This is a genomic window from Gemmatimonadaceae bacterium (assembly GCA_030647905.1).
GTDB lineage: Bacteria > Gemmatimonadota > Gemmatimonadetes > Gemmatimonadales > Gemmatimonadaceae > UBA4720.
The window spans coordinates 273,096-298,958 of sequence record JAUSJA010000026.1; the positions used below are offsets into that span (position 1 = coordinate 273,096).

Below are 25,863 nucleotides of genomic sequence, written 5' to 3' on the forward strand. Positions count from 1 at the left end.
CGCAAGACCGTGAAGAAAGCTGCATCCGGCGTTACGAAGCGGGCCAAGTCCCTCGCCAAGCGTGTCAGCCGTGTCGCCACGGGAGTGGTTCAACAGGCTGTGGCGGGCGCTGAGCAGGCCGTTGACGCCACCAAGGAATTCGTTCAGGACCACACCTGACCTCTCGGCGATGACGGCCTGAAGATTCAGGCCGTCATCGCCGCTGGTGGGCGTGAGCCCCAATCCACGCGGCTACCTCCTCGAACACCCGCGCGCGGCCGTAATCCACCGTGATGATGTGGCCTGTGTTTTCCACCCACACGAGCTTTTTTACCGTGCACCCAAGGGCGGCGAACACGCGCTCCGCTACCCCCTGAGCGATGCGCGGGTCGGTGTGGGACTGAATGAGCAGCGTCGGCGCCGCTATTTTCGCCAGCGATCTGCGCGCCCTCGCCGCGAGGCGCCATAGCTCGTACAAGAGCCGGCCGGAGTAGGCACCGTAGCCGAGGTTTTTCTCACGCTCCAGTGGATCGCGAATGGATCCGGGGCTGTTTGATCTCCGTGCACCGGCGACGGCGCTCCATATCCAGTGCGTTGCCGAAGCGAGTTTTTGCGACTTCGGCATGTCGAGGTATGGCGCCATCAGCACCAGCGAGGAGATGTCGCCGGTCTCGGCGGCAAGTATCGCAGCCAGAGCGCCACCCATCGACAAACCGCCGATTGATACGCCATCGTGAGTCGCCCGCATTCGCGCCAGCTCAGCTCTGGCACAGGCGAGCCATTCCTCGCGACGCGAGCTCATGAACGACTCCACCGTCCTGCCATGTCCCGGAAGCAGCGGAGCCCGCACGTCATAGCCCGCCGCGTGCAGGTGCCGCGCGAGCAGCCCGAGAGTCTGAGGCGTGTCCCCAAAGCCATGCAGGAGGAGAATTCCGTGTGAATTCTCCTCCTGCATATCTATGCTTTCCGCGCCGGCTATTAGCCCAACCGTATCCGTCTTTCCCGAAGGCATTCGTATGGCTAAGGTCGCATTGACTCCTGCGCGAGCGGGAGGGTGCTCTCCACATCCGCTCCGTCGTGGGTAATATGAGCCGCGATGCCCGAGGGCGCGATCACGAACGTCATTCCACGTCTCTCTGCTACTCCGGCACCCACCAGCCGCCCAAGCGCGATCGCGATCGATTCGCGTGTGGCACCCACCATCTCGCACAACAGTCGGTGATGCCGCAGCTCCAGGAGAAGACGACCGTCGGCGCCAAGGAAAGACCTGTCACCGAGAAGCCGCTGCAGCGACGATATGAGGCGCTGCTCCACGTTCTGCGACGCCATCGCGTGCAGCTTCTCGAGCAGATGCGATCGCTCGCTCATCAGCTGCCCGATGATCGCGAGAGTCTCGCCCGGATTTTCTCTCACGAACGCGCGAAAATGCTCGCCGCTCAGATACAGTGTTTCCGTGTCGTCCGCGGAATACGCGTCCGTTACGTAAAGAGCTTCGGGCGTGACTCCTTCAACACCGAACGTTTCGCCCGGAGTGACGATCGCCGGCACGAACCCCCTTCCAGTGCGGATTTTGTTACGAAGAATCACGTGGCCGTGCAGCACAACCGACAACCCGTCGGCGGGTGTGCCATTCTGGTAGATCTGGAAGCCAGAAGGCCATGTTGTGCGGGCTCCGTAGGCGGCCAGGATGGTCGCATTCTCGGGGCTCAGCTTCGAGCGCTTGGCGGAAGGCTTTGATTTTTTCATGACGTGCCGTTGCAACCCTGACACGGGAACATGTCGCAATGTCCGGGCCGCAAATTCCAGCGGCTAATTCGGATTTGCAGATCGGCATTTACTCGACGATTTCGTCGATCGCCTTGAGAATGGCGTTACAAAGCAGACGCTCTCTGTCCGCACCTGCCGGAATGGCCCTCGCCAGAGCAGAAAACGTTCGTGTCATTTCCTCTTCCACGAATTGCTCCGTCTCGATCACTCCCAGAGATTCCAGATTCTGTATCGCGAGTTGTCGCAGCAGCACAAGCGTTTCTGGCTGAAGGCCGATGAGTGAACCTCCGGGGGACGCGCGTTCCGTGTCAATGTTGTCGCGTTTGCGTTGCGGTGGCGTGAGCATCGAGCTCAGCGGCGCCATTTTCACCACGATCGACCCCGGCGAATGCTCTCTCCAGCTTTCCACCACGCCACGGCGCCTGAGCGATGGAAGCATGTTCAGAATCTCCTGGCGAACGACCCCGATCCCGCCGATACTCTGATTGCCGCGGCCGGTGATCACCAGCACCTCCTGGGCTTTCGTCACCTGGCGCGCTCTCAGCCAGACGTCCGTGCGTGCGCGCGCTTCCGCCGCCGATGGCAGCAACTCGCGAAGATTGAGCGTTCGTTCCGTACCGAACGCCGCTTCGTCGAGTGCGTGCCATAACGAAGTCAGTTGCGGCTTGCCCCGATGGACCATTTCGATATCAGCCGAGGATCTTCTCGAGCATCTCCAGCCCACGCTCGAGATCGGCCCGCTCCATAATCAACGGCGGAAGCAGCCGAAGAGTGTGATCGCCCGCCGTGATGATTAGAAGTCCTGCATCCCATCCGCGCTGGACGATTTCCGCGGCCGGATCCACGACGTCGATGCCCCACATGTAGCCCATGCCGCGCACCGCGCGCACCCGCCCACTGCGTCGCGCGATCACCGACAATCTCTCTCCCAGCCACTCGCCATTCCGGGTCACCGATGCCAGCAGCGCAGGTTCAGCGAGCCGCCGTATTACGTAGTCGGCGACAGCGGCCACCATCGGACCGCCACCGAACGTCGTACCGTGATCACCAGGCTTTATCGTCTCGCCTATCTCGCCAGTGATGAGGACCGCTCCCATCGGAAGTCCTCCGGCGAGCGGCTTCGCCAGGGTGACCATGTCAGGTACCACGCCGACACGCTCGTACGCCATGAAGGTGCCGAGACGTCCCAGTCCGCACTGAATCTCGTCGAAGATGAGCGCGATGCCGCGCTCCGACGTCAGCTTGCGGATATGGCGGAGCAGCTCGGTCTCGATTACACGCACCCCTCCTTCCCCCTGCACGGGCTCGACGATTACCGCGGCAACAGAATCGCCGTCGAGCGCTGCGTCAAGCTCTACCGGGTCGCGCTCACAGATGCTTATCCCGCCCGCGAGCGGGCGGAACGGCGCGCGGTAGGAAGGCCTGTCCGTCGCGGCAAGCGAAGCGAACAGCCTGCCGTGAAATCCTCCTCGAAGCGCGACGATGCCGGTCTTACCATCAGTGCCAACAGTCCTTCCCCACCGGCGCGCGAATTTGAACGCGCCCTCATTCGCCTCAGCGCCCGAGTTGCAGAAGAATACGTTCGACGCGAACGAGTTCTCCACCAGGAAATGAGCGAGGCGCTCGCCGGGCTCTGTTCTGTAGAGATTGGAGACATGGATCAATCCGCTCTCCATGACATCCTCGATCACCTGACGCATTCCCGCGTCGCCATAGCCGAGTGCGTTCACGGCGATTCCACTGGAGAAGTCGAGATACAATTTTTCGTCCTCGTCGAACAGCTCGACACCCGATCCGCGAATGAAACGCATCGGGGCCCGCTTGTACGTTCCGAGAATGTCAGGAGAAGAAACGCCGGGCGTCCCTCCACGCTTCTCCGCGCCCTTCGTCATCGTGTCCGTCATGCGGTGCCCGTTGTTGGAGACAACAGCGTTCCTGCATCCTTTTCGGAAAGTCCTTTCAGTCCGGCGATTCTCACGCTGCTGGCTCCCGCCGCGAGAGCGGCAAAGCCCGCCTCCAGCTTGGCGAGCATCCCCCGGTTCACCGTGCCCGTCGCCACCAGCGACTCCATCCGCGCTGGATCGAGCGACGGCAGCACGTTCCGGTGCTCGTCCATCACTCCCGGAACATCGGCCACAAGCCAGAGCTCCGCGCCCATCGCCGCTGCCAGTGCCCCCGCGGCATCGTCACCATTCACGTTCAGCGCTTCACCATCGCGTGATGTCGCGTCCCGCGCGACCGGCGAGATCACGGGTAGAAACCGGCTCGCGAGCAGCGTCTCGATCAACTCCACCCGTACGGTGGTCGGCTTGCCCGATCTTCCGAACTTTTCGACATCGATCGGTTCTGCAGCGAGAAGCCCGCCATCTTCGCCGGACACTCCGACCGCCGGCACTCCCGCGGCGCCAAGCGCCGACACCAATCGCTTGTTGGCGCTGCCCGACAGCACCATTCTCACAAGCTCCATATCATCCGCAGTGGTAATCCGCCGGCCATTCACGAACGATGGCTCACGCCCGAGCTGTTTCTGCAGCGATGAGATCTCGTCACCGCCGCCGTGCACGATGCAGAACGATCCTGGCCGGGTGCTCCACATTCGCTGCAGCACGGTCACGAGCTCCGGACTCGATTGCACCCGGCTTCCCAGCTTGATCACCGAGATCACGCCGGGAGCCCGGCAGTCTCTTCGAGACCAAGCATCAGATTCGCGTTCTGAACCGCTTGCCCCGCCGCTCCCTTCATGAGATTGTCGATTGCCGAAGTGATGATGAGAGTGGGGCTGCTGGTATTCGCCGCCTTTGCTGCGGAGATGCGCACGACGTTCCGCCGCACCACCTCCCGGAGGGACGGCGTCGCTTCGCTTACTTCGATGAAGGGCTCTCCAGCGTAGGCATCCAACCACAGGCCGAGAGGCGGGTCGATCTCGTGGGCGAGCCGCACCACGATCGTCGCCAGGATTCCCCGCGCTACGGGAAGGAGATGCGGCGTGAAGATGAGGTCGTTGATCGCACCCCGGCCCCGAAGCACCGAGGTCATCTCCGCAAGATGCCGATGGTTGTTGCTGACTTCATACGCTCTGAAGTCCTCGCTCACCTCCGCGAACAGCAGGTCCCGCCTCGGAGTGAATCCGGCACCGGTAACACCGCTTGCCGCGGATACGGCGATCGTGGAGCCCTGCTCGAGCAGGCCGGCGGAGGCGAGCGGCGCGAGAGCGAGGAGTATCGCGGTAGGATAGCAGCCAGGATTGGCGATGACATTCGCTCCACGCACGTCAGCGCGCGCGAGCTCCGTCAATCCATACGGCACCGGCGCTCCTTCGATGCTTCCGTCGCTGCCAGGCCTCAGGTCCGATGAAAGATCGACCACCTTCGATCCCGACGCCCGCGCCCGTTTGACCCACTCTAGTGAGGTTCCGTGAGGCAGCGAGCTGAAAATGAGTTCGGCATCTCCCAGTGGAGCGTCCTCTGTCGCGATGAACGTGATCTCCCGCCCCCCGACTCGCACGCTCCGCCCGCGTTGTCCGTGAGCGGTTGCGAAACGCAGCTCGAGATGCGGGTGCTGCGCGATGAGCAGACACAGCTCGCGCCCCGTGTACCCGCTCGCACCCAGTACCCCGACCGAAAGTTTATGCACGTCGAATGCATAACATTACAGAGGTGTGTCGTCAATCTCGCGCTGGCCCGTTTGCTACTGCGGCTCTCCGGCCAGAGACTTGATCCGGCGAACCACTCTGTCCCGGGCAAGACCGGATCGGCACACGATGAGGATCGTGTCGTCTCCCCCAACCGTGCCCAGAATGTCGGGCCAGCCCTCGCCGTCCAGCGCCGCCGCGATTGGCTGCGCCCCGCCGGGCACCGTCCTCAGCACGATCATCTCGCTCACACTGTCCACCCGCAGAAAGAGCTGCGGCAGAAGAGTCTCCAGCGCCGCCCGGCTCTCTTCGATCGTTCCATCGGTGACCGCGTATCGCGCTCCCTCTGGTGTCGGCACGCGCGCCAGACGAAGCTCTCTGAGATCTCTCGACAGAGTCGCCTGCGTGACGTCCCAACCCCTGTGCAGAAGCAGCTTCCGGAGGTCCTCCTGGCTGCTCACCGCACGGGTTTCGATCACCTCGAGTATAGCCGACTGCCGCTCTCTCTTGTTCGCCATTTATCTCCTCCGCGCACACATTATCACCGCACCGCCCCACAGGCGAGTGACACCCCCCGCGAGCATTGACGGTGATCGGTCAACTGATTAAATATACGACTGGAATGAATAGTTATTTAGGAGGGATATGACCCGCACAATTGCGCTCGCCTACTCCGGCGGTCTTGATACTTCCATCATCGTCCCCTGGCTCAAGGAGCACTACGACGGCGCGCGGATTGTATGCGTTGCTGCCGACATCGGCCAGGGTGAAGAGCTTGAGGGCGTACGCGCCAAGGCGATCGCCTCGGGGGCGGATGAATGCTACATCGAAGATCTCCGTCAGGAGTTCGTCGAGGACTTCATCTGGCCGACGCTCCGCGCCGGAGCGATCTACGGCCGCAAGTATCTCCTCGGTACGTCCATGGGACGGCCGCTCATTGCTCGCCGGCAGGTCGAGGTCGCGCGCCGCATCGGCGCGGATGCTCTTGCGCACGGCTGCACCGGCAAGGGTAACGACCAGGTGCGGTTCGAGCTCACCTACGCCGCATTCGCGCCGGAGCTCGCCGTCATCGCGCCCTGGCGCGAGTGGGACATTCGCAGCCGCGAGGACGCACTTGCCTACGCCGAGAAACACAACGTCCCGGTAACCGCGTCCCGCGAGAAGATCTATTCGCGCGATCGCAACATCTGGCATATCTCCCATGAAGGTGGAGTGCTCGAGGATCCTTCGCAGCCGCCCCCGGCCGATCTTTTCATGCTCACCACTTCGCCTGAGCTCGCTCCGGACGAGCCTGAGGAGGTTTCCATCGGCTTTAACCAGGGAACTCCGGTTGCGGTCAACGGCGTTTTCCTCGACCCGGTCGCCATTCTCACTACGCTGAACGGAATCGCTGGACGCCACGGCGTCGGGCGCATTGATCTCGTCGAGGATCGCCTCGTCGGGATGAAGTCGCGCGGCGTCTACGAGACCCCAGGCGGCACCCTTCTCTACACGGCCCACAGCGAGCTTGAGCAGCTCATTCTGGATCGCCGCACGCTCGCTGCCAAGGATCTTATCGCTCCCCGCTATGCCGATCTCGTGTACGAGGGCCGGTGGTGGACGACCGAGCGCGAGGCCTACGACGCGTTCGTCAATGTCACTCAGGAGCGTGTCACCGGAGGCGTCACCCTGCGACTCTACAAGGGAAACATCTCCGTAGTGAGTCGCGCCAGCGAGTACGCCCTCTACGACGAACGGTTCGTCACGTTCGGCGAGGACGACGTCTACGAGCAGAGCGATGCGGCCGGTTTCATCAGACTCTATTCCCTTCCCGACCGCGTGCGCGCTCTGCGCGACCGCGAGCTCGCGGCGAAGGCCGTCGCTCCTGTTGCGAGCGACGACACGCCTGCACTCGCCGCATCCTGGCAGGACTAGCCCGAATGATTGCGGGACCGAAATCGCACAAGCTCTGGGGCGGTCGCTTTTCCGTTCCCACCGCGGCTGCACTCGAGGCGCTCAATCGTTCTATCGGAATTGATTTCCGGCTCTGGCCTCACGACGTCCATCTATCCCAAGCGTGGGCCATGGCGCTGTGGGGCGCCGGTGTTCTGACCCTCGAGGAAAGCCGGCAGATAGAAAGCGGTCTTTCCAGGGTGGGCGATCAGCTCGCTGAAGGTGCCCTGCCTCAGGAGTCCGACGAAGACGTCCATACGATGATTGACCGCATGCTCCACGATGAGATCGGCAACGTTGCGTCCAAGCTTCACACCGGAAGAAGCCGCAACGATCAGGTCGCCACTGCGACGCGCCTCTGGACGATGGAGATGTGCACCGAGCTGGACGAGTCAGTTCGTGCGCTGCAGCAGGTCATGATAGATCAGGCCAGGACGCTCGAGCATGATCTGATGCCGTCATACACTCATCTGCAACGCGCCCAGCCCGTGTCGGGAGCGCACTGGATGCTCTCGCACTTCTGGCCGCTCGAGCGGGATCGTGCACGCGTTTCTTCGGTGGCGCGCTCGACGGCGGTTCTTCCCCTTGGGTCGGGCGCGATCGCAGGATCCGCGTACCCGGTCTCACGCGTCCTCCTCCAGGGCAGTCTCGGCTTCACCTCGCTTTCACCGAACAGCATCGACGCCGTCGGCGACCGCGACTTCATCGCCGAAACGCTGTTCGCGGTCGCGTTGATCTGCACTCATCTCTCACGCCTTGCTGAAGATCTGATTCTCTACGGCTCCAGCGAGTTCGGATTCGTGCGGTTTGGCGAAGCGTTCACGACGGGTTCGAGCATGATGCCGCAGAAGCGTAATCCCGATGCGCTGGAGCTGGCACGCGCATCTGGCGCCAGAACGCTCGGCGATCTCACCGCCTTGCTCGCGACTCTTAAGGGATTGCCGAGTGGATACAACAAGGATCTTCAGGATGACAAGCGAGCGCTGTTCGGTGCGGTCGACCTGATCATGCTCGTACTTCCCGCGGTTGCCGGTGCGCTTGGCGAGCTTCGGTTCGATCGCAAGCGAATGCGCGGAGCACTGTCGAGCACGATGATGGCGACCGACCTGGCCGATTATCTGGTAGGGAAGGGAGCGACCTTCCGCGATGCGCATGAAGCGGTCGGCTCCCTGATCCGTGAGGCCGAGGGTAGGGGTTGCGAGCTTACTGAGCTCCCTGGGGAAAGCTTTGCTACGGCCAATGCCTTGTTCGGAGATGACGTCATGGATTGGCTCGATCCAGCACAATCAGTGATGCGTCGCGATGTTCCGGGCGGGACCGGACCGGAGGCAATTCGCGTCCAGATTGAAGCGGCGATCGCGGCGATTCGGCCGATGAGGGAAACCCCCCGCGGCAACGAGCTCAATCTGCGCCCAATTTGATTCTTATCTAATTCGGTTGCATGAAAAAACGCCGGACAATTTGCCCGGCGTTTTTCATTGCGTCCCGGCTCCGACTAGAAGCTTATACCGAACGTGATCGGTATGAACTGCGTGGTTGCGTCGGACATGATGTGATGGAATCTCGCCTCGACGAACGTATTGAAGCCGCTCAACGGGAACGAGGCGCCGATACCGCCGTTGAAACCGAAATCGGTGATGTTCTTGGCACCGCTTACATCAGGCTTCTGCCCATAGATGCCAGCGCCACCAATGAGATACGGGCGCATGCCAGTTCCCGGGAGAGCGTAAACGATGTTCGCATTCGCGCCGATGATCCTGTAGTCAGGACGTGAGCTCGTGAGATCATCGCGGCCGGAGAAGTTGTTGAACATCCCGTCAATTCGGAATCCGAGGGGCATACCAACCGAATTCAGACCGAGCGAGACGGTACCGTTATATCCGGTCTTGTAAACGTCCCCGAAATCACCGGTCGGGATCGCTGCGCCGAGCGAGACGCCCAGGCTGACCGGCTTCGTGGACTGTGCTGAGCTCGTTGTGCCGAAGACTGCGACGGCGGCTACCGCTGTGAGCGCCAAGGAAATTCGTTTCATGGTGTCTTGCTCCTGCATAAGGTACTGGTTGATCGGGTTAGCCCGATGCTCATGAGCATCCATGAGTACCCGTGATCAGGGCAATTGTTGCACCTGTGGCCGAGTTGGATGATATCTTTTAATTATCCTTTATTGATAGGATAATTTGACGTGCGAGCCTATACCGTTGCGGCTACAGCTGTTACCCTGAAGACGTCTCCCAAATGGGTGGACAACATTTTGTCCCACCACACTGTTCCCGGTGTTTCCAGGGCCCGGCAGGGAGTAATGCGTCGGCTTACCCCTCGTGCCGTCACGACCCTCGAGATCGCTTTGCGGATAGCCCGGTCACTCGCTCTCCCTATGCACCGGGCGCTCTCGATCGCCGGTAACCTGATCGAAACGGGCGGATCCGACGCAAGCCTTCAACTCTCGCCGACAATCCGCGTCGTCGTGAACGTCGACGCGATCATCTCGGAGACCATGGCTCGCCTGGATGAAGCGGTGGAAGTTACGCCCGTGCCCAAGAGGGGACGTCCACGCCGATAAACAAAGAAGGACGCCCCTCGGCGCCCTTCCCATGCTGTAAATCGTGCAACCCTCGCCTCAGCCGCTTTTCGTGACGTTCTCAGCGGCTGGACCCTTCTGTCCTTCCACGATGTCGAACTCCACCGTATCACCTTCGGCGAGAGACTTGAATCCGTTTCCGGAGATCGCGCTGTAATGCACGAAGCAGTCCTTCTGTCCGTTGTCAGGGGTGATGAAGCCAAAGCCCTTCGCATCGTTGAACCACTTTACCTTGCCGGTCGTACGCATTCCTGCTCCTGGTAAAAAATCCCGGTGACGGATAACCCATTACCGAGACAACTGGTGGCGCCGCCCCACTGTGGACCGTCGCCGGTTGAAGCACTCGAGGATCCCTGACAGGGCTCCCAAGGCCGGGTTACTTGGCGAAAGCATACAACGGTCAGGAAATACGGTCAATAGAAGATTGTTCAAGGCTCAACCATCCGCACATTTGTGATGTAATACTCGGTCTCCCCGAAGCACGATGTCGGTACTCCGCGGTGCTGAGCAAATGACAAAGACACCCGCTTGCCGAGGTTGATCTCGAGAATTTTCGCGATCGAATCATTCCGCACGCTGAATCTGAAAATCTCGGGCATTGTTCCAGGAAGGTTCGCCATCGCCAGCTCACCTTCCCACGTCTTGCACAGCCAGCCTTTCTGAGAAAGCTTCTGCGCATATCCCGCTCGCTCTCCCGTCGAGTACGAATAGTTCAACGTTACCCACGTCCAGCCAGCCAACAGCAGCGCCGGAAAGATCAACACCGTGAGGAACGTAAGCAGTTGCCAGTGCCGCCTTTTCCAGGAGGGCGACGATGGTGCGGATGTCTCAGGCATTCAGATGCTCCGTTGAGCCGGTTATCGAACGTGGGCAGCGAGCCGATGCTCACAACTGCATGGCCAGAGCCGCCGAATTAGCTTTATCAGCAGCCCCCTAAGATAACAAGTGACATTCAGCCCACGCAGAAAAACAGTCTCCGTCTCCGTTGGCGGAGTACCCGTCGGATCCTCCCACGCCGTTGTCGTGCAGTCCATGACGAACACCGATACGGCCGACGCAGCCGGCACTGCCGCCCAGGTGGCGCAACTCGCCGCGGCAGGATCCCAGCTCGTCCGGATCACCGTCAATAACGAAGAGGCGGCCGCCGCCGTCCCTGAGATCGCCAGTCGTCTTGCTGACACCGGCGTCGCCGTCCCGCTTATCGGCGACTTTCACTACAACGGGCATCTGCTGCTCGCCAATTATCCCGATTGCGCGCGAATTCTCGCCAAGTACCGCATCAATCCCGGGAACGTCGGAAGCAAGAGGCGGGACGAGAACTTCAGCATCATCGCGCGTATCGCCGCCGAAAACCAGAAGCCCGTGCGCATCGGAGTTAACTGGGGGTCTCTCGACCAGGATCTGCTCACACGAATGATGGACGCCAACGCAGCGAGCGCATATCCGCGTCCGGCGAAGGACGTCTACATAGAAGCCATGCTGGAGAGCGCTCTGCGCTCGGCCGATCTTGCCGAGGAGTGCGGCGTCGCGCACGACGCCATCATAATCTCCGCCAAGGTCTCCGGCGTGCCGGATCTCGTAGAGGTCTACCGCCGGCTTGCTTCCCGCTGCGACTTTCCGCTTCACCTCGGACTCACCGAAGCAGGGATGGGAAGCAAGGGCGTCGTGTCGAGCGCCGCGGCTCTCTCAATCCTTCTCTCCGAAGGAATCGGTGACACCATTCGCGTCTCGCTCACGCCGAAGCCCAGCGGCGATCGCACGGAAGAAGTGCAGATCGCCCAGCAAATCCTGCAATCGCTGGAGCTCAGGCGATTCAATCCGCAGGTGACAGCATGCCCTGGCTGCGGCAGAACAACGTCGACGTTTTTCCAGCACATGGCCGAGGATATCCAGACCTATCTGCGCGAGCAGATGCCGGTGTGGCGCGAGCGCTACCCTGAAGTCACGGATCTCAAGGTCGCCGTCATGGGATGCGTGGTAAACGGCCCTGGAGAATCCAAGCACGCCAACATCGGGATATCTCTGCCTGGAACTTTCGAGGAGCCCAAGGCGCCGGTGTACGTGGATGGCAGGCTCATGGTCACATTGAAGGGCGACAACATAGTTCCCGAGTTCCTGCAGATTCTCGAGGAGTACGTGGCCCGCAAATACGCGGTTCCACTCGAGCCAGTGCCTGCCTAGGGCCGACTCTCGAGATCCGAGACTGCCGCACGGAGCTCGTCCACGATTGGCGCATCGAAGCCAATCTCGTCCAGACGGCTCACAACCCTGCGATACCACTCCACTATTCCCGCCCTTCTTCCGGTAAAGCGTGACCACACCGAGTTTGAATCGATGGTCCGTCGCAGATCGGAGAGAATAGAGTTCGCGTTATGCACGTTGTCCGCCGCGCACACCCAGAGCGCGGATTCGTTCGCGACGCTGAGCCGCTCCAGGTAGTCGTTCTTCCTCTCGTCAGAGGAAAGCTCGACACCGTCGTCGTCCACTCGTCGATAAGTCACACCGAGCACGCTTTCCAGCACGTCGTCGCCGAATTTCTCTCCGATTCTCTGCTCGAGCATGTCACGCGTGTAACCGTCCCGGACACAATCCTCCACGGCATCGTGAAGAATCCCCGCAACTACAGTTTTCTCATCGCGTCCATAGCGCGTCAGGATGATCGCGACGTTTGCCGGATGGGTGAGGTAGGGAAGCCTGGTCCCCTTGCGAACCTGCCGGTCGTGATGTTTTGCGGCGAACGCAAAGGCGTGGTTGATCGTGTCGGAGTATCCGGCCTGCGTCGCCTTCATCCTGCTTTCCTGAACCATTGCATCACTCGCTCGAGGCCTGTGCGATCCTCTTCGGTGAACGCAGACGGCTGTTCAGAGTCGATGTCGAGCACCGCGATCAGCTCTCTGCTTCGGTCGAACACCGGCACCACAATCTCCGATCGCGAGCGCGCATCGCAGGCTATGTGCCCGGGGAAGGCGAACACGTCACCCACGATTATCGTCTTTCCGTCGGCTGCCGCTGTACCGCATACGCCGCGTCCGAATTCGATCTCCATACATCCCAGCGTTCCCTGATACGGGCCGACACGAAGCTTTCGACCCGGCTCCACCACCCTGTAGAATCCGGTCCACAGATGACCGAATCCGTAGTGGATGAGAGCGCTGATAGTCGCCATGGCGGCGACCGGATCGTCTATTCCCTCGAGGACGGCTTCAATTTGTCCATGCAGCTCGTCATATGCTTCAGCGAGCGGCAGCCCACGCAAATCGATTGTCGTTTCAGCCATCTGGTCGTCAGCGAACCCCTGCCAGGTTGGACGCGTCGGAGCTTCTCGCACGACGCGGCTCGTCGGGCTCATCGTGCGCCTCGATCACGGGTAGCTCGTCATCCCAAAGGACGAGACCATGAATCCGAAGATCGAGCGCGCGCAGGCTATCCACTGCCTCGCGCAGACGAGTGATCTTCGTGCGCGTTACCCGTGCACACAATACTACATCCGGACCGGGAATGATGCTCGCTGGCCCCCGCTGGACATAGGCCGTCGGAGCAGCGATCACGATCAGATCATAGCGCCGCTCCATTCTCGCGAAATCGCCCCGGATTCGCTCCGCTATCGCTGCATCGGGCGCACCAGCCCGCCGTGTTCCGCTCGGAAGAACGTCAAGTGCCCGGTCGCGCCCGATTGTCGTCTGCACGACCGAGCCGGCCCAATCTGATTTTCCGGCAATGATTCCCGCCAAGCCGGGATTCGATGCGATGCGGAAGATCTTCGAGATCGTGGACGTCGTCGGATCCACGTCCACCAGCAGCGTGCTCCGCGCCTCATATGCCGCTGCCGCTGCAATGTTCGCCGCTACTGTCGCGACAATGCCCGCATCGTCGCCCGCCACCGTCACGATCGGCACGTTGGCCTCGGTTGCCACAAGATGCAGATACAGGCGGCGATAGCTATCCGATACGACGTCGATCAAAGGCGGTCCCGAGACGTCTGCCTGACGCCTGCTGCGTTCTGCCAGCACTTCCGTCGGCTCTATCACCGACAATACCCGTACCCCCGTCACCTGCTCGGCCTCACGGGCATCGGCAACGCTCGGCTTTCTCAGCTCAAGAAACAACGATGCAGCAAAACCAAGGGTGAGAGCCAGCACGAACGCGGCCGCCAGCATCGCCAGTGGCGGCGCACCGACGTTTGCAAGCTCCCTCGCACGGGAGCTCTCGCGGTCGATACGATCGTTCGCCGCCTTGACCTGCGACAACGCCTGCACCGCACTGGCGTATTCCTGCTGTGCAGCCGCCCTTTGCGCGAGATATCGGGCGGTATCCACACGCACTTGCGCCACGGGTAGCGCTGCTGCAGGACGCAGCAACACAAGTTGCTGGCGCGCTGTGGCTCTCTTCGATTCGGCGATCTCCTGAATCGCTCGGCCAAGTGCAGTTGCCCGCGATGTCAGTGCGACGTAGACCGGGTCGACTCCTCCCACGGTTCCGAACGCGTCGCGCTCCCGCTCGATGTCCACAAGCGAGTCGAGCAGAGCGCGGACAGTCGGGTCATTGATGAGCGTCGGTGCCTGCGCGAACGCACGGTACGACGCGGGGAGAGGCGCGTTGTCCGCACGCTCGATCAGCCGATTGAGCGTGGCGACTTCCTCGGCCAGCACCTGGCGTTGCGCGACCATCTCCGGAGGGAAAGTGTCAGCAACCGGCGCAGGTGCAGGAGCCATCGTACGTCGCGCCACATCGAGCATGAAATCAGCCGATGCGATCAACGCCGTGGCGCGATTTCGGACGGATACCGTTCGATTCGAATCCGGGCGCTCTTCGAGCGTAGCCGATACACGAATCGCTGCCTTGGTGGCCTGACGCGGGACGAGCACGAATGCAATCAGGGCGGCTATGAACACGAGGCCCCCGACGATTCCCATCACAGCGAAGCGACGCGATGCATTTCGCGATCGCGCCGACATCCACCAGTAGCTCGCACCGCTGAATGGCCTGCTCATGCGGCCGACCGGACTCCTGTTCGGATGATGACGTGGATAATGCGCATCGTATATGAATGGTATACCCTGCTACCGACGTAAAGGGAGGAGCCAGGATCATGAAAAGCGGTGCATTCGCCTTACATGCAAGGTGAGCGCCTCTCTCACGCCTGTCTCGGACTCAAAAAAGCGGGGGCATCTTTAGAGGCCCCCGCTTCCACGTCTCAGCTTTCCGTTGACTACTGAACCGTGATCTCGCCCTTCATGCCGAGAGCAAGGTGCGGGGTACAGTGGAAGGGGTACTTGCCAGGCTTGATGTTCGCGAAGGATATCGTGACCGACTCGCCGGCGTTCATCTTAAGAGCGCTGGAAAGCTGGCCCATCTTCTCGGGGATATTGGCATCGAGCTGTGGCTGAACATCGGTCGGGATAGTTGCAGGATCGAACGCGACGTTGTGCGGGCCGCCGCTGATCGTGGTGAACTTGATGCCGTCGCCAGCCTTGACGATGATGTTAGCGGGCTCGAAGCGGTAGCCTGTCGCATCACCAAGCATCTTCACTTCGTGAATCGTGCCGGTGACCGGCGCCATCGTGGCCGTGCCGGCGGCGGCTGGCGTGGTGGTAGCTGCAGGAGCTGACGCGGCAGGCGCCGCGGTGTCCATAGCGACTGCCGTAGTGTCGCCGGCGCTCTTGTCACCACCGGCGCACGCGCCGAGAACCGCCGCGCTCGCTGCGAGCGCAATTCCATAAAACCGCATTTTTCTAGAGGCCTCCAGTGCCGTACTAGTTACAAACTGGTTGAGGGCTTTGGCGCTCACGAGGGCCCTCGTGAGATGTTGTGAATTTATTCACAAAGCGCGGGGAAATCAACGAGAAACAGCGGCCGCGTAGTGGGTCAGTTTCGAGTTGGCAGGATGGAGGCGAGCCGCCCGGCGTGCCACGGAGACACGAAGACACGGTGAAAAACGCCTCAATCTTCGTATGTCGATTCCAGCAATCCCGGTCCAGGATGCCGATGCACTTCTATCGCAGCGCCGATAATACGTTCCGTGAGGCTCTCAGTCTCCTTATGGCTCAGGCTCATGCTCAATGGAGGCCCTCAGCACCGCACTATGCGTGGTCCCGCAGTTCCCCCAACAACCGTTTTCCTCCGTGTGCTTCGTGTCTTGTGGCAAGTGCAGAGACATGGCTAAACTGACCCACTACCCAGCGGCCATGCGTCACGATCTGTGAATCCGTAACTTCGCGGGCTAGAACAACGTGATCAGGTCCCGCCGAAGCCGTGATGGATCGCCGACGTAGGCAAATCGGATTCCTTTCATGTACCTCCGCGCCACGCGACGGACTGCTTCCGGCGTGACACTTCTCAGCTCGTCGACGAACTTCTCCGCAAGCCTGTAATCGCCGCGATACAGTTGCGCTCGCGCCAGAAAGCTGGCCTGGGCATCGTTAGTCTCGTTGTCCAGGAAATACTCGGTCAGAAACTGCTGCTCGAGCCGTTCCAGTCCGCCGGGATCGAGCAAACCCTCCTGGAGCTCACGCACAGCGCTGTACATGAGCTTGAGCGTCGTGTCAGGTACGGTTGTCGAAACGTAAAGGCCGCCCGCGCTCGCCGCGCGATCGAGGAAAGGTGCGTGAACATCGTACGTCAGGTTCTGTCTCGTGCGAATCTCGGAGAACATTCTCCCCGTCAACACAGACGTCGCGATTCGCAGCGCCTGGTAATCCTCGCTGTTGGCAAGCGGACCGCTGTAGTAGCCGACGATGTAGTTCGTTGGCAGGACCCGCTGCTCGACTACGACAGCTGCCTTTCCTTCCGGAAGGCGCGGCGGTGGCGTCCATATGTAGCTCCCCTGCGGCATGGTTGACAGCGTTCCCCGCACGAGTTTTTCGACATGCGCGCGATCGATGTTGCCGACCACCACCAGAAGCATCCGTGATTTCACGAACTGGCTCGTGTGATATTCACGCAGGGATCTGGCGTCGAGCGAAGAGATCGACGCCTCTGTTCCAATGACGGGAATTCCGTAGGGATGTCCGGTAAAAGCGATGCTGTCGGCCAGGTATTCGGCGAGCGCGTCGGGGTCGTCGCGCCTCTGCCGGATCCCGGAGACGAACTGGGTCTTGATGAGCGCGACGTCTTCCGGAGCCAGTGTCGGCCGCATCACCCTGTCGGCGAAAACTGCCCAGGTCGAGTCAAGCACTTCACTGGTGCCGCGAAGACCGAACATCGTCCAGTCGTCGCCTGGCACTGTCACGATCTCGCTCCCGAGCCGGGACATCTTCCGGCGCAGCTCAGCTCTCGGATAGTTCTTCGTGCCGCGATCGGACACCTCAAGCAGCAGTGCCTCGATCCCGGCGTTCGAAGCTGTGACCTGCCGTGAACCGCCGAGCAGATACAGGTTCGCCGCCACTACATTGTTAGCGTCGCTCTGTCTGAGAATGACCTTGATTCCGCCGACGTCAAAGCTCGTCGTCAGGATTGTTATCGCGACGGCCAGTGGGAGAAGCATCATTCTGTTCCCTCGCGCATCAGCTCCATCGTCGTCAGGTTGATCTGCTGCCTCGCGGCGGGGTCAATCAGCACGCCGGTGATGCGCGGCTTCCCTACTATGTATCTTCTCGCATAAGCGCGAAGATCGGCTGTCGTCTGCTTCGCCATGTTGTCCACGTATCCCATGTAATATTCGAGGTCGGCCACGCTCCACCAGAACCCGAGCGTGTGCGCAAAGCCCGACGCGCGCTCCCGGTCAAATGCCGAGGTAACGGCGCGATGCGCTTTCACGGCCTCCAGCTCGCCTGCATCGAAATAGCCGGGATCGTTGAACTTCCTGATCTCCGCTTCCAGGGCGGCAATCGCTTTCCTCAGATTCCCCGGCGACGTCTGGCCACTGATCGTAATCGGCCCGACATTGTTGAGCGTGTAATAGTTGACACCCATGCTTTGCCAGAGCCCGCTGTCCACGAGCCGTTGCTGGAAGTTCGACCCGGGATCGTTCAGTACATCCGAGAAGACGTCGGCTGCGTAGGTCGACTTCGGATCTTTGCCAACGCTCGGCCCCTGCCACTGAAGGAACACGGTAACAGCGCCAACGCCCGCCTCGACGACAACGGCCTCGTTCTTCGTCAGCGCCGGGATCGGAGGAACTGGGTCTGCGACGAATGGATCTGGTCCTCTCTTCCACCCGTTCAGCTCTCGCTCAGCCGTGGCGAATACCCGCGAGGCATCCACGTCACCTGAAACGATCAGCGCAGAGTTGTTCGGTACATAGTACTTACGTTGTATCGCCCGCATCTTTTCCGGCGTCGTCGTTAGAATGACCTGACGGTCTCCGATGATGTTCTTCCGGCTGAAGTTGCCTGGGTAGAGCAGCCTGTCCATCTCCTGGTTCAGCTGAAAGAACGGGCTCGATTCGTTGCGATCGTATTCGCCTATCACGACCTGGCGCTCTCGCTCGAGCTCGTCCTGCCGGAAGAGCGGCGAGAGGAGCGCCGCCGAGAGAAAACGGATGCCCGCATCGAGGCTGTCCGTGGACACCGTCAGGTAGTAGTTGACTCGCTCTTCGGCAGTGGTTCCGTTGAAGACCGCCCCCAGGTCACCGGCCTGCCCGACGAAGGCTTCCGGATCGGGATACTTCGAGTTCGCGCGGAAGAACATGTGCTCGTACATGTGCGCGAGTCCGGCATACTCCGGAGTCTGCGTAAACGAGCCGTTCCTGACGTCCACTTCGATCGTCGCGAGCGGAACTCCGTGGTTCTCCACGACTATGACCTCGAGTCCGTTGGAAAGAACCTTTCGCTTGATGATTTTCTCGAGCTCCGCCCGCTGAGCCGTGAGCAGTGACGGCACAAGGAGCGAGCCCAGAATCATCAGCAGAGTGGCGAGCCGGGCACGAGTGCGATTTCTTTGTGACATGTTGGTCAACAAGGGTCTCGATGATTGATGCTTACGAAATATTAGCCGCTCGGCTGAAGCAGTCACAGCTCAGCCGGGATGAGCCGTTAGCCCAATACACCACTTTCCGTATTGGCGGTCCGGCCGATCTCTTCTATTTCACTCAAACTGCCGAAGATCTCGCCACCGCTGTTCTCGCAGCACGTGAACTGTCCGTCCCCTGGTTTGTGCTCGGCCTCGGCGCGAACATACTCATCGGCGACAAGGGGTTCCGCGGACTGATCATCCGGAATCAGGCTGGCCACTTCACGTTTTCCGATGACGGTATGCTGTGGGTAGAGAGCGGGGCCGTCGTGGCCGACCTGATACCCGAAGCCGTAGAGCGTGGCTGGTCGGGCCTCGAGCATTACGTCGGAATTCCGAGCACAGTCGGTGGTGCCGTCTGGCAGAATCTGCACTTCCTCGAGCCCGAGCCGGAACGTAAGAGAACCATGTTTATCGCTGACGTATTCAGCTCGTGCGACCTGCTGACCGAGGAAGGCGAGCGGAAGACCGTGGACAGCGAATACATGCAGTTCGGCTACGACACGAGCGTTCTGCACCACCGGAGGGACGTCGCGCTTGCCGTCACTTTCCAGCTTCAACGCGGGGACACGGCAGTGATGCACCGCATCATGCAGGAAAACCTGAGCTGGCGCGGCGCACGCCATCCCTGGCTCCAGTTCCATCCCAGCGCCGGATCCATATTCAAAAAGATCGAAGGGATGGGTGCCGGCCGTCTGATAGACCAGTGCGGGCTCAAGGGACTTCGTCAGGGCGATGCCCAGATCTCGCACATTCATGCCAACATCATGGTCAACCTGGGCAAGGCGACAGCACGGGATGTGCGAGAGCTGATCACGATTGCACAGGATGCGGTGGAAGGAAAATTCGGAGTGCGACTGGAGCCGGAGATCAGCTTTATCGGCGAGTTCTAACGAGCGGACGAGGCAGACGCCTCGACTGCTTCCGTAGCTACCGTCCATTCCTCGATAGCCTGATCCAGCCTGCTCTTGAGCCGCTCCAGCTCACTGCCGGACTTAAGCGCGCGCCGTTGTCCATCATCTGTAGTGTAGAGTTCCGGGTTGGCGAGAGTCGAGCTCAGTGCTGCAATTTTCGCTTCGAGCTCGGCGACCGTGCGTTCAGCATCGTCGGCCCTTTTTCTGGCATTACGGGTGGCGTTCCGCTGCTTGTTCTTGTCGTCGTCCCGGCGCTTGGTCTTCTGCCTCTCGTGCACGCGGCGGAGCGCTTCCTCCTCAGCCGCATTGACCGCCGCGGCATGAGCGCGTTCCTGGCTCACAATTTCCCATTCAGCGAATGTCCCCGGGAAGTCGGTGATGCGGCGATCATGCAGGACCCATACACGATCTACCAGCACACGTAGCAGCTCGCGGTCGTGGCTCACCAGCAGAACCGTCCCGTCGTAGTCCTGGAGCGCGTCCTCCAGCGCTTCGATCGATTCAACGTCGAGATGGTTGGTCGGCTCGTCGAGTATGAGAAGGTTCGCCCGCGCGAGGACGATCATCGCCAATCCTACACGCGCTCGCTCTCCACCCGACATGCTGGCTGCAATCCGCTGCACCTCATCTCCGAAGAATCCGAAACGGGCGAGATGGCTTTGCACCTGCCTGCGTTCCCACAGTGGTCTGATGTCGGCAATCACTTCGTACAGCGATTTGTCGAGTGGAACCTGACCCAGGTCCTGACGATAGTAGGCCGCCTTGATCGATCCTCCCAGCCGGAGCTCACCACCAAGCAGCTCATGCTCGCCGAGCAACGCACGAAGGAGTGTAGACTTCCCGGCACCGTTGAGTCCGAGAAGGCCCACGATCTCACCCCGTTTGAGTGCCGTGCTGAAATCCTCGATCAGAACTCGGTCACCTACTCCAATTGACAGATGATCAGCAATCACGACCTGGTCACCGCCGCGGTTGGCGACGTCGAGCCGGAGCGCCATAGATCCATCCAACCCCAGTGGTGCACCCAGCCGTGGTAACCGGGAAAGAAGTTTTCTCCGCCCTTTTGCCTGTCGTGAGTTCTGTCCGGCGAGGTTGCGCCTGACGTAATCTTCCTGGCCGGCGATGAATCTCTGCTGCTTCTCGAACGCCCTTTGTTGTGTGAGCCGCTTTTCTTCGCGCTGTTTGACGAACGATTCGTATCCGCCGCCGTACGCAAACGCGGAATCCCCTTCAAAATGCAGTACATGATCCACGACGTTCGCGAGGAATGCGCGATCGTGGCTTATCAGAAGGAGCGTCTTGTCCGTGGACTGGAGATAGCTCTCGAGCCACTGCGTCGTGTCGAGGTCGAGGTGGTTCGTCGGCTCATCCAGCAGCAGCACGTCGGCTGGACTGACCAGCTGTCGCGCGACACCTAGACGGCCGCGCTCACCGCCACTGAGTTGTGACAGCGGACGTGTTCGTGCTTCGGCTGGATCAAACCCCAGTCCGTGCAACACCGCATCAACTCGTGGCGCGAAAGTGTAGCCTCCTTCCCGCTCGAAGCGCTCAAGATCGCGATCATAGCGCGCGAGCATCGCCGGCGTCGAGGCTTCACCCAGCTCACCGATCTTCACCGCCTGTTCGCCAAGGGATTGCTCGAGTGCCAGGAGATCTGCGAACTGCCCGGCGGCAGCTTCCCATACGGTCGCCGCGGTTCCGAAATCGCGATGCTGCTCAAGCAGCGACACGCGAAGTCCGGGTTGCTTCGCGACACTGCCGACACTTGGCTCCTGTTCTCCGGTGATCAGCCTGAACAGCGTGGTTTTGCCAGTTCCGTTTCGGCCGATGATTCCCCAGCGATCACCCCTGCTCGCCGTGAAAGTAATGTCGCGAAAAAGTGTCGTCGCGCCGAACTGAACCGCGGCCCCGGAAACCGATATCTGCGTCAATCGCGGATTGCCGCCTCGCACGCGGAAAAGCAACCTTCAAGAGTGGACACAGTATGGTCTCCCATGTGCCCTATCCTGAATGTCGAGTCACTGAGCTTGCCGTAGCCGCCACCCACTTGAATCCCGTACGCTTTCACTTTCCCGACGAAGGCCTTGGCGTTTACTGCAGCCGGCAGACGAATGGTGGAAACGGTAGGAGACCTCGATCCGATGCTCACTATGTTTTCCCAGTTTATGCCTAGCCGGTTCGAACTCTCCGTGAGCCAATTGTCGGTGGCGGTTGCCATCAGGTCATGGCGGGCCCAGCGATTCTTGATTCCTTCGCGGTGGATTCCGTCCAGCTGGACATCGAGCGCGTAGAGAAGAGAGAAGGCGGGAGTAGCAGGGACCTGGTTCGCGCGGGCGAAGCGATCCATCTCGACAATGTCGAAATAGACTCCGCGTCCCTCAGCCTGATTGGCGAGAGCCACCATCTCGTCCGACGCGACCGCGAAAGCCAGCCCCGGTGGCAGGGCAAGGGCCTTCTGTGATCCGGTTAGAACATAATCTAATTTCCATTCGTCGAACCTCAGTTCGGCGCCACCCACCCCGCTGACACTGTCTATCATGCACAACACACTCCGCGAATGGGCCACGTCCGAAAGTGCTCGAACAGGATTCAACGCCCCTGTCGAAGTTTCCGAGTGTCCGACGGTGATCGCACGATAGTTTCGCCTTCCAAGATTTTCGTCCAGACGCTCAGGAGAGTGCACCGATCCCCACGGTACCTCGTAACGATCCACCTCGCGCCCGCACATCTCCGCGATATGAGCGAACCGTTCGGAGAAAGCGCCGTTCACGAGGCTGAGGATCGGGCCAGGAGGCAGCGCACGTATTGCGGCTTCCATCAGGCCCGTTCCCGACGAAGCGGCAATGAACACGGGACGGGTGGTCAGAAAGACCCCCCGAAGTCCTTCTTGGAGCCTCGTGAAGAGGGTTTCGAACTCCGCACTTCGATGCGGTATCATGGGGCCGAGCATCGCCGCCAAAACCTCGGGGCGAACCTCTGTCGGCCCAGGAAGGAAGAACGTCCCGAACTGCGGCTGGGTAGGCATGCTCCAACCTAGCGCGGATGTGCCGCTTTCCAAACGACCGGACTTATTTTCCAGCCCAATCCTTCCACACTGATTCGGCCAGCCCGATTGTCAGCTGATTGCCGTTCCGAACGAGCGGAACCTTCAGTAGCAGTGGCTCCTCCGACAATTTCCCGAGCCAGCTCTCATCCGACATTCGCGCATGCCTGAGTCCAAGACCCTGGAACGTGGTGGACTCGACATCTATGAGCGCTTCCACGCCGAATTTCTGCGCAAATCGCCTCAGCTCGCCCAGTGAAGCCGCTCGCTCGTTGAGATCTACGAAGTGAGTCTTGATCCGTCGCTCGGAGAAAAAACGCAGGGCCTTCCGGGTATCGGCACTCTTCCGCACACCAAAAATCTGTACTTCCATTGTAATTTCAGAGTGAAGGCTGTGAAGTTGATGTACAATTCAGCTCTCGGATTCCGTTCATTTGTCCGACTCCCAACTCCCGTTCCCAAACCCATCCATGTTTGAAGCAGCCTGGTGGCTGCCCGGTGCACACACACAGACCCTCTAGGGAAAATTCTTCCGGCGACGATACCTGCACCACACCCGCGTGGAAAGGCTCGACACCCCAGACGGCGACTTTCTGGACATCCATCACCTCGATGCCCCTCATGGAGCCCCAACCCTCGTCGTCCTCCATGGGCTCGAAGGCACGATCCGCTCCCATTATATCCAGGCGTTGCTCGTCGAAGCCAGCCGGCGGGGATGGCGGGTCTCGGTTCTCATGTTCAGATCGTGCGGGGAAGAGCCCAACCGTGTCCGGCGATTCTATCACTCCGGTGAGACGACCGATCTCGCATTTGCGCTTCGGCACATTCGCGGCGCTTTCCCCGAAACGTCGCTTTTGCTTACCGGAATTTCACTTGGCGGCAACGTTCTCCTCAAATACCTTGGCGAGCTCGGCAAAGAGGTTCCCCGCGAGATCAGAGGAGCGGTAGCCGTATCCGTTTCCTTCGATCTGGGCCGTGCCTCGAGATACATCGACAGGGGATTCTCGAAGCTCTATCAGCGGAGCTTCATCTGCTCGCTCAGACGGAAAGCAAACGCAAAGCTCAAGATCTTTCCGGATCTGGTATCGAGAGATGCCCTCCAGTCGGCAGCCACGATGTTTGACTTCGACAACTGCTTCACTGCTCCCGTTCATGGCTTTCGCAACGCCGAGGACTATTACACACGCTCAAGCTGGATTTCACGTTGCATGGAGGTCACGTCGGATTTGTCGGGGGGCACAATCCGTTCGATCCCTTCTACTACATGGAAAGACACGCGGGTGATTTTCTTGCACGACAACTGCAGCTGAAACCGATCGATACCTGACCCCGGCCTTGGAGACACTACCGATGCACGAGCGAAATCTTCGACATATCCCGTTGCTCATAATTGCCATCCTGGCCGCATGCACGACAACTACCCGCATGAGCGGTGGTGATGAGCATTCGGGCCACGATTCGGTTTCGCCGTCGGGGTCAGTCTCTGTTGCGACCAGTTCCGGCTTACCGGCCGACGCAGAGAGTGCGCGAGCTCGTCTCGAGACGTCGTCCCGGCACGGAGAGTGGGTCATGATTTCCGCAGGGATGGACAGTGTTCGTGCATGGATTGTGTATCCCGAGCGAAAGACCAAGGCTCCGGTCGTTGTGGTCGTGCATGAGATCTATGGCCTTACGCCATGGGTTCGGTCGATCGCGGATCAGCTCGCAGCCGAAGGGTTCATCGCCATTGCACCTGATCTGCTGACCACGAAAAATCTTCCAAACGCCACTGACAGCGTTCCCAGCCAGCTTGCCACCGCGGCGATCAAAACGCTCGACCCTGCGGATGTTCATCGGCAGATCAGCGCAGCGGCCAGGTACGGCATGGCGCTGCCCTCTGCGCTCCCCCGCTACGGCATCGTAGGATACTGCTGGGGTGGAGGCGTCTCCTTCGAGCACGCGGTTCGCTCGCCTGACCTTGGCGCAGCTGTGGTTTATTACGGAACGTCGCCAAAGAGCGAAACGCTTTCGTCCATCAAGGCTCCGGTGCTTGGGCTCTACGGAGAAAACGACGCGCGTGTGAACGCCACCATCTCACCCGTGGACTCTGTCATGACCACGCTTCGAAAAACGTATACACACAATATCTACGAAGGCGCAGGCCATGGCTTTCTGCGGCAGCAGAACGGGCAGAACGGAGCCAATCTCGCCGCAACCCAGCAGGCATGGCCGGCTACCGTTGCCTGGTTCCGCCGCTATCTCGGTGCCTGATTACAGATGATCTGGAAGACTGTTTATCTGGCGGTATTTGCCGGAGGGTTGGCACTCGCTGTTCATGCTATGCTGCATGGCGCTGAGCGCTGGCGGCGGCAACGCTCAGCGAAACCTTCACCGATGTTCAATCCTCCCACCGTGGCCGCGCTCGCGGCTGGATTCGGCTCAGGGGGATACCTCCTGTACACCCGGACCGGACTGGGGCCGGTTGTAATACTCCTGCTCGCCGTCTGCGTCGGGACTGCCGCTTATTCAGGAATGTCGGTACTGATGGCAAAGTGGGCATTGCGGTATCCCGCCACTCCAGGCGAGGGCGAGGAAATCAACGGACAGGTGGCCACGGTGACCCGCACGATAGGCGAATACGAATCAGGCGAAATCACCTACTTCGCCTGGGACCAGAGACACACTCTTCCCGCGCGAGCCGTTGATGGCTCCGAAATACCAATCGGTACCGAGGTCGTCATCGACACTGTCGAAGATGGCGTCGCCCAAGTCGAGCTCTGGTCGGTGGTGGAGCAGCGTCTCTAGGCTCGCATCACGTAGAGACTGAGCCATTCCGGCCAGTTTCCGCTCAGCTCGAAGAAATCGTCGTAGTAGGAAATGCCCTTCGTTTCCAGATACTCGACCAGAGGACCGACTGTTTCATCCGATGGAAGCGGACCGATTGCTATCAGGCTTCCCTCGATCCTGAACTCCGCATCGGTCAGATTGAAACGCAGATCGATATCCGAGCGGGTGAGGCCGGTGCGTTCGAATGATTCCTTTCTGACGAATATCGTTGGCAACTCTGCCGATACCTGAAGCGGCATTCCTG

29 protein-coding genes are annotated in these 25,863 nt (G+C 60.4%); 9 read left to right on the plus strand and 20 right to left on the minus strand.

From position 1 onward, the window contains the following. Window positions 1-9 precede the first annotated feature (9 nt). Window positions 10-159, plus strand: a complete 150-nt coding sequence (locus tag Q7S20_07505; GenBank protein ID MDO8501674.1) for a hypothetical protein — start codon at window positions 10-12, stop codon at window positions 157-159. 34 nt (window positions 160-193) lie between these two features. On the opposite strand, the gene Q7S20_07510 is transcribed toward Q7S20_07505, so the two are convergent. The 7 genes from Q7S20_07510 to argR all read right to left on the minus strand — a co-directional run bounded on the left by Q7S20_07510 (window position 194) and on the right by argR (window position 5,895). After that, the gene (locus Q7S20_07510) at window positions 194-991 is read right to left on the minus strand and encodes an alpha/beta fold hydrolase (protein ID MDO8501675.1); all 798 of its coding nucleotides are present in this window, start codon (window positions 989-991) and stop codon (window positions 194-196) included. 8 nt (window positions 992-999) lie between these two features. Next, window positions 1,000-1,725, minus strand: a complete 726-nt coding sequence (locus Q7S20_07515; GenBank protein ID MDO8501676.1) for a Crp/Fnr family transcriptional regulator — start codon at window positions 1,723-1,725, stop codon at window positions 1,000-1,002. A gap of 88 nt (window positions 1,726-1,813) precedes the next feature. Continuing rightward, window positions 1,814-2,428 carry a Smr/MutS family protein gene (locus Q7S20_07520; GenBank protein ID MDO8501677.1) on the minus strand — a complete coding sequence of 205 codons (615 nt, stop codon included), beginning with the start codon at window positions 2,426-2,428 and terminating at the stop codon, window positions 1,814-1,816. A 7-nt stretch (window positions 2,429-2,435) separates the two neighbouring features. Beyond that, the gene (locus Q7S20_07525) at window positions 2,436-3,650 is read right to left on the minus strand and encodes an acetylornithine transaminase (GenBank protein ID MDO8501678.1); all 1,215 of its coding nucleotides are present in this window, start codon (window positions 3,648-3,650) and stop codon (window positions 2,436-2,438) included. Further along, window positions 3,647-4,402 carry an acetylglutamate kinase gene (gene argB / locus Q7S20_07530; protein ID MDO8501679.1) on the minus strand — a complete coding sequence of 252 codons (756 nt, stop codon included), beginning with the start codon at window positions 4,400-4,402 and terminating at the stop codon, window positions 3,647-3,649. Before argB ends, Q7S20_07525 begins: the two co-directional genes overlap by 4 nt. 5 nt (window positions 4,403-4,407) lie before the next feature. Further along, complete coding sequence (gene argC, locus Q7S20_07535; GenBank protein MDO8501680.1) at window positions 4,408-5,379, minus strand: N-acetyl-gamma-glutamyl-phosphate reductase; 972 nt, start codon at window positions 5,377-5,379, stop codon at window positions 4,408-4,410. 54 nt (window positions 5,380-5,433) lie between these two features. Beyond that, window positions 5,434-5,895, minus strand: coding sequence for an arginine repressor (gene argR, locus Q7S20_07540; protein MDO8501681.1), 462 nt, complete (start codon window positions 5,893-5,895; stop codon window positions 5,434-5,436). 127 nt (window positions 5,896-6,022) lie between these two features. Between argR and Q7S20_07545 the strand changes: the two genes are divergently transcribed. Beyond that, window positions 6,023-7,291: an argininosuccinate synthase gene (locus Q7S20_07545; protein MDO8501682.1), complete on the plus strand. Its 1,269-nt coding sequence runs from the start codon at window positions 6,023-6,025 to the stop codon at window positions 7,289-7,291. A 5-nt stretch (window positions 7,292-7,296) separates the two neighbouring features. Further along, window positions 7,297-8,730 carry an argininosuccinate lyase gene (argH, locus tag Q7S20_07550; GenBank protein MDO8501683.1) on the plus strand — a complete coding sequence of 478 codons (1,434 nt, stop codon included), beginning with the start codon at window positions 7,297-7,299 and terminating at the stop codon, window positions 8,728-8,730. Window positions 8,731-8,804: 74 nt separating this feature from the next. Here argH and Q7S20_07555 read toward each other — a convergent pair whose 3' ends face one another. Next, window positions 8,805-9,341, minus strand: a complete 537-nt coding sequence (locus tag Q7S20_07555) for a hypothetical protein (GenBank protein MDO8501684.1) — start codon at window positions 9,339-9,341, stop codon at window positions 8,805-8,807. A gap of 267 nt (window positions 9,342-9,608) precedes the next feature. Here Q7S20_07555 and Q7S20_07560 point away from each other — a divergent pair, with 267 nt between their 5' ends. Continuing rightward, window positions 9,609-9,869 (plus strand): hypothetical protein, encoded by a 261-nt coding sequence (locus tag Q7S20_07560; GenBank protein ID MDO8501685.1) that lies wholly within the window; start codon window positions 9,609-9,611, stop codon window positions 9,867-9,869. 57 nt (window positions 9,870-9,926) lie between these two features. On the opposite strand, the gene Q7S20_07565 is transcribed toward Q7S20_07560, so the two are convergent. Together Q7S20_07565 and Q7S20_07570 are read right to left on the minus strand one after the other, a co-directional pair. Continuing rightward, window positions 9,927-10,136: a cold shock domain-containing protein gene (locus tag Q7S20_07565; protein ID MDO8501686.1), complete on the minus strand. Its 210-nt coding sequence runs from the start codon at window positions 10,134-10,136 to the stop codon at window positions 9,927-9,929. Between the two features lie 179 nt (window positions 10,137-10,315). Then, window positions 10,316-10,723, minus strand: coding sequence for a hypothetical protein (locus Q7S20_07570; protein MDO8501687.1), 408 nt, complete (start codon window positions 10,721-10,723; stop codon window positions 10,316-10,318). A 109-nt stretch (window positions 10,724-10,832) separates the two neighbouring features. Here Q7S20_07570 and ispG point away from each other — a divergent pair, with 109 nt between their 5' ends. Next, on the plus strand, window positions 10,833-12,068 hold the full coding sequence (ispG, locus tag Q7S20_07575) for a flavodoxin-dependent (E)-4-hydroxy-3-methylbut-2-enyl-diphosphate synthase (protein MDO8501688.1): 1,236 nt from the start codon (window positions 10,833-10,835) through the stop codon (window positions 12,066-12,068). On the opposite strand, the gene Q7S20_07580 is transcribed toward ispG, so the two are convergent. The 6 genes from Q7S20_07580 to Q7S20_07605 all read right to left on the minus strand — a co-directional run bounded on the left by Q7S20_07580 (window position 12,065) and on the right by Q7S20_07605 (window position 18,773). Then, the gene (locus Q7S20_07580; GenBank protein ID MDO8501689.1) at window positions 12,065-12,676 is read right to left on the minus strand and encodes an HD domain-containing protein; all 612 of its coding nucleotides are present in this window, start codon (window positions 12,674-12,676) and stop codon (window positions 12,065-12,067) included. The genes ispG and Q7S20_07580 overlap by 4 nt on opposite strands. Continuing rightward, window positions 12,673-13,164, minus strand: coding sequence for a GAF domain-containing protein (locus Q7S20_07585; protein ID MDO8501690.1), 492 nt, complete (start codon window positions 13,162-13,164; stop codon window positions 12,673-12,675). Before Q7S20_07585 ends, Q7S20_07580 begins: the two co-directional genes overlap by 4 nt. Window positions 13,165-13,171: 7 nt before the next feature. Continuing rightward, a complete protein-coding gene (locus tag Q7S20_07590; protein MDO8501691.1) occupies window positions 13,172-14,878 on the minus strand; it encodes a hypothetical protein in 1,707 nt (568 codons plus the stop codon). 218 nt (window positions 14,879-15,096) lie between these two features. Beyond that, on the minus strand, window positions 15,097-15,675 hold the full coding sequence (locus tag Q7S20_07595; GenBank protein MDO8501692.1) for a plastocyanin/azurin family copper-binding protein: 579 nt from the start codon (window positions 15,673-15,675) through the stop codon (window positions 15,097-15,099). 432 nt (window positions 15,676-16,107) lie between these two features. Further along, window positions 16,108-17,373, minus strand: a complete 1,266-nt coding sequence (locus Q7S20_07600; protein ID MDO8501693.1) for a pitrilysin family protein — start codon at window positions 17,371-17,373, stop codon at window positions 16,108-16,110. Further along, window positions 17,370-18,773: a pitrilysin family protein gene (locus Q7S20_07605; GenBank protein MDO8501694.1), complete on the minus strand. Its 1,404-nt coding sequence runs from the start codon at window positions 18,771-18,773 to the stop codon at window positions 17,370-17,372. Before Q7S20_07605 ends, Q7S20_07600 begins: the two co-directional genes overlap by 4 nt. A 20-nt stretch (window positions 18,774-18,793) precedes the next feature. Between Q7S20_07605 and murB the strand changes: the two genes are divergently transcribed. Further along, window positions 18,794-19,729, plus strand: a complete 936-nt coding sequence (murB, locus tag Q7S20_07610; protein ID MDO8501695.1) for a UDP-N-acetylmuramate dehydrogenase — start codon at window positions 18,794-18,796, stop codon at window positions 19,727-19,729. On the opposite strand, the gene Q7S20_07615 is transcribed toward murB, so the two are convergent. The 3 genes from Q7S20_07615 to Q7S20_07625 all read right to left on the minus strand — a co-directional run bounded on the left by Q7S20_07615 (window position 19,726) and on the right by Q7S20_07625 (window position 23,166). Next, the gene (locus Q7S20_07615) at window positions 19,726-21,681 is read right to left on the minus strand and encodes an ABC-F family ATP-binding cassette domain-containing protein (GenBank protein ID MDO8501696.1); all 1,956 of its coding nucleotides are present in this window, start codon (window positions 21,679-21,681) and stop codon (window positions 19,726-19,728) included. The two genes, murB and Q7S20_07615, sit on opposite strands and share 4 nt — an antisense overlap. Continuing rightward, complete coding sequence (locus Q7S20_07620; GenBank protein ID MDO8501697.1) at window positions 21,678-22,688, minus strand: aminotransferase class V-fold PLP-dependent enzyme; 1,011 nt, start codon at window positions 22,686-22,688, stop codon at window positions 21,678-21,680. Before Q7S20_07620 ends, Q7S20_07615 begins: the two co-directional genes overlap by 4 nt. Before the next feature lie 130 nt (window positions 22,689-22,818). Beyond that, complete coding sequence (locus Q7S20_07625; protein ID MDO8501698.1) at window positions 22,819-23,166, minus strand: ArsC/Spx/MgsR family protein; 348 nt, start codon at window positions 23,164-23,166, stop codon at window positions 22,819-22,821. 187 nt (window positions 23,167-23,353) lie between these two features. On the opposite strand from Q7S20_07625, the gene Q7S20_07630 reads away from it, so the two are divergent. The 3 genes from Q7S20_07630 (at window position 23,354) to Q7S20_07640 (ending at window position 25,577) form a co-directional block, all read left to right on the plus strand. Next, the gene (locus Q7S20_07630) at window positions 23,354-24,103 is read left to right on the plus strand and encodes an alpha/beta fold hydrolase (protein MDO8501699.1); all 750 of its coding nucleotides are present in this window, start codon (window positions 23,354-23,356) and stop codon (window positions 24,101-24,103) included. Window positions 24,104-24,362: 259 nt separating this feature from the next. After that, on the plus strand, window positions 24,363-25,043 hold the full coding sequence (locus Q7S20_07635) for a dienelactone hydrolase family protein (protein ID MDO8501700.1): 681 nt from the start codon (window positions 24,363-24,365) through the stop codon (window positions 25,041-25,043). Window positions 25,044-25,166: 123 nt separating this feature from the next. Next, the gene (locus Q7S20_07640; protein ID MDO8501701.1) at window positions 25,167-25,577 is read left to right on the plus strand and encodes a hypothetical protein; all 411 of its coding nucleotides are present in this window, start codon (window positions 25,167-25,169) and stop codon (window positions 25,575-25,577) included. Here the strand turns inward: Q7S20_07640 and Q7S20_07645 are convergent. Beyond that, the gene (locus tag Q7S20_07645) at window positions 25,574-25,834 is read right to left on the minus strand and encodes a hypothetical protein (GenBank protein MDO8501702.1); all 261 of its coding nucleotides are present in this window, start codon (window positions 25,832-25,834) and stop codon (window positions 25,574-25,576) included. The two genes, Q7S20_07640 and Q7S20_07645, sit on opposite strands and share 4 nt — an antisense overlap. Window positions 25,835-25,863 lie beyond the last annotated feature (29 nt).

Coding starts and splice junctions, on each gene's coding strand:
- Q7S20_07600 (MDO8501693.1), bottom strand. CDS start 17,373: ATGATGCTTCTCCCACTGGCCGTCGCGATAACAATCCTGACGACGAGC.
- Q7S20_07570 (MDO8501687.1), bottom strand. CDS start 10,723: ATGCCTGAGACATCCGCACCATCGTCGCCCTCCTGGAAAAGGCGGCAC.
- Q7S20_07625 (MDO8501698.1), bottom strand. CDS start 23,166: ATGGAAGTACAGATTTTTGGTGTGCGGAAGAGTGCCGATACCCGGAAG.
- Q7S20_07560 (MDO8501685.1), top strand. CDS start 9,609: ATGCGTCGGCTTACCCCTCGTGCCGTCACGACCCTCGAGATCGCTTTG.
- Q7S20_07555 (MDO8501684.1), bottom strand. CDS start 9,341: ATGAAACGAATTTCCTTGGCGCTCACAGCGGTAGCCGCCGTCGCAGTC.
- Q7S20_07605 (MDO8501694.1), bottom strand. CDS start 18,773: ATGTCACAAAGAAATCGCACTCGTGCCCGGCTCGCCACTCTGCTGATG.
- argH (MDO8501683.1), top strand. CDS start 7,297: ATGATTGCGGGACCGAAATCGCACAAGCTCTGGGGCGGTCGCTTTTCC.
- Q7S20_07580 (MDO8501689.1), bottom strand. CDS start 12,676: ATGAAGGCGACGCAGGCCGGATACTCCGACACGATCAACCACGCCTTT.
- Q7S20_07520 (MDO8501677.1), bottom strand. CDS start 2,428: ATGGTCCATCGGGGCAAGCCGCAACTGACTTCGTTATGGCACGCACTC.
- murB (MDO8501695.1), top strand. CDS start 18,794: ATGATTGATGCTTACGAAATATTAGCCGCTCGGCTGAAGCAGTCACAG.
- Q7S20_07515 (MDO8501676.1), bottom strand. CDS start 1,725: ATGAAAAAATCAAAGCCTTCCGCCAAGCGCTCGAAGCTGAGCCCCGAG.
- Q7S20_07545 (MDO8501682.1), top strand. CDS start 6,023: ATGACCCGCACAATTGCGCTCGCCTACTCCGGCGGTCTTGATACTTCC.
- Q7S20_07510 (MDO8501675.1), bottom strand. CDS start 991: ATGCCTTCGGGAAAGACGGATACGGTTGGGCTAATAGCCGGCGCGGAA.
- Q7S20_07525 (MDO8501678.1), bottom strand. CDS start 3,650: ATGACGGACACGATGACGAAGGGCGCGGAGAAGCGTGGAGGGACGCCC.
- Q7S20_07585 (MDO8501690.1), bottom strand. CDS start 13,164: ATGGCTGAAACGACAATCGATTTGCGTGGGCTGCCGCTCGCTGAAGCA.
- Q7S20_07590 (MDO8501691.1), bottom strand. CDS start 14,878: ATGAGCAGGCCATTCAGCGGTGCGAGCTACTGGTGGATGTCGGCGCGA.
- Q7S20_07565 (MDO8501686.1), bottom strand. CDS start 10,136: ATGCGTACGACCGGCAAGGTAAAGTGGTTCAACGATGCGAAGGGCTTT.
- Q7S20_07620 (MDO8501697.1), bottom strand. CDS start 22,688: ATGATACCGCATCGAAGTGCGGAGTTCGAAACCCTCTTCACGAGGCTC.
- argR (MDO8501681.1), bottom strand. CDS start 5,895: ATGGCGAACAAGAGAGAGCGGCAGTCGGCTATACTCGAGGTGATCGAA.
- Q7S20_07635 (MDO8501700.1), top strand. CDS start 24,363: ATGATTTCCGCAGGGATGGACAGTGTTCGTGCATGGATTGTGTATCCC.
- Q7S20_07640 (MDO8501701.1), top strand. CDS start 25,167: ATGTTCAATCCTCCCACCGTGGCCGCGCTCGCGGCTGGATTCGGCTCA.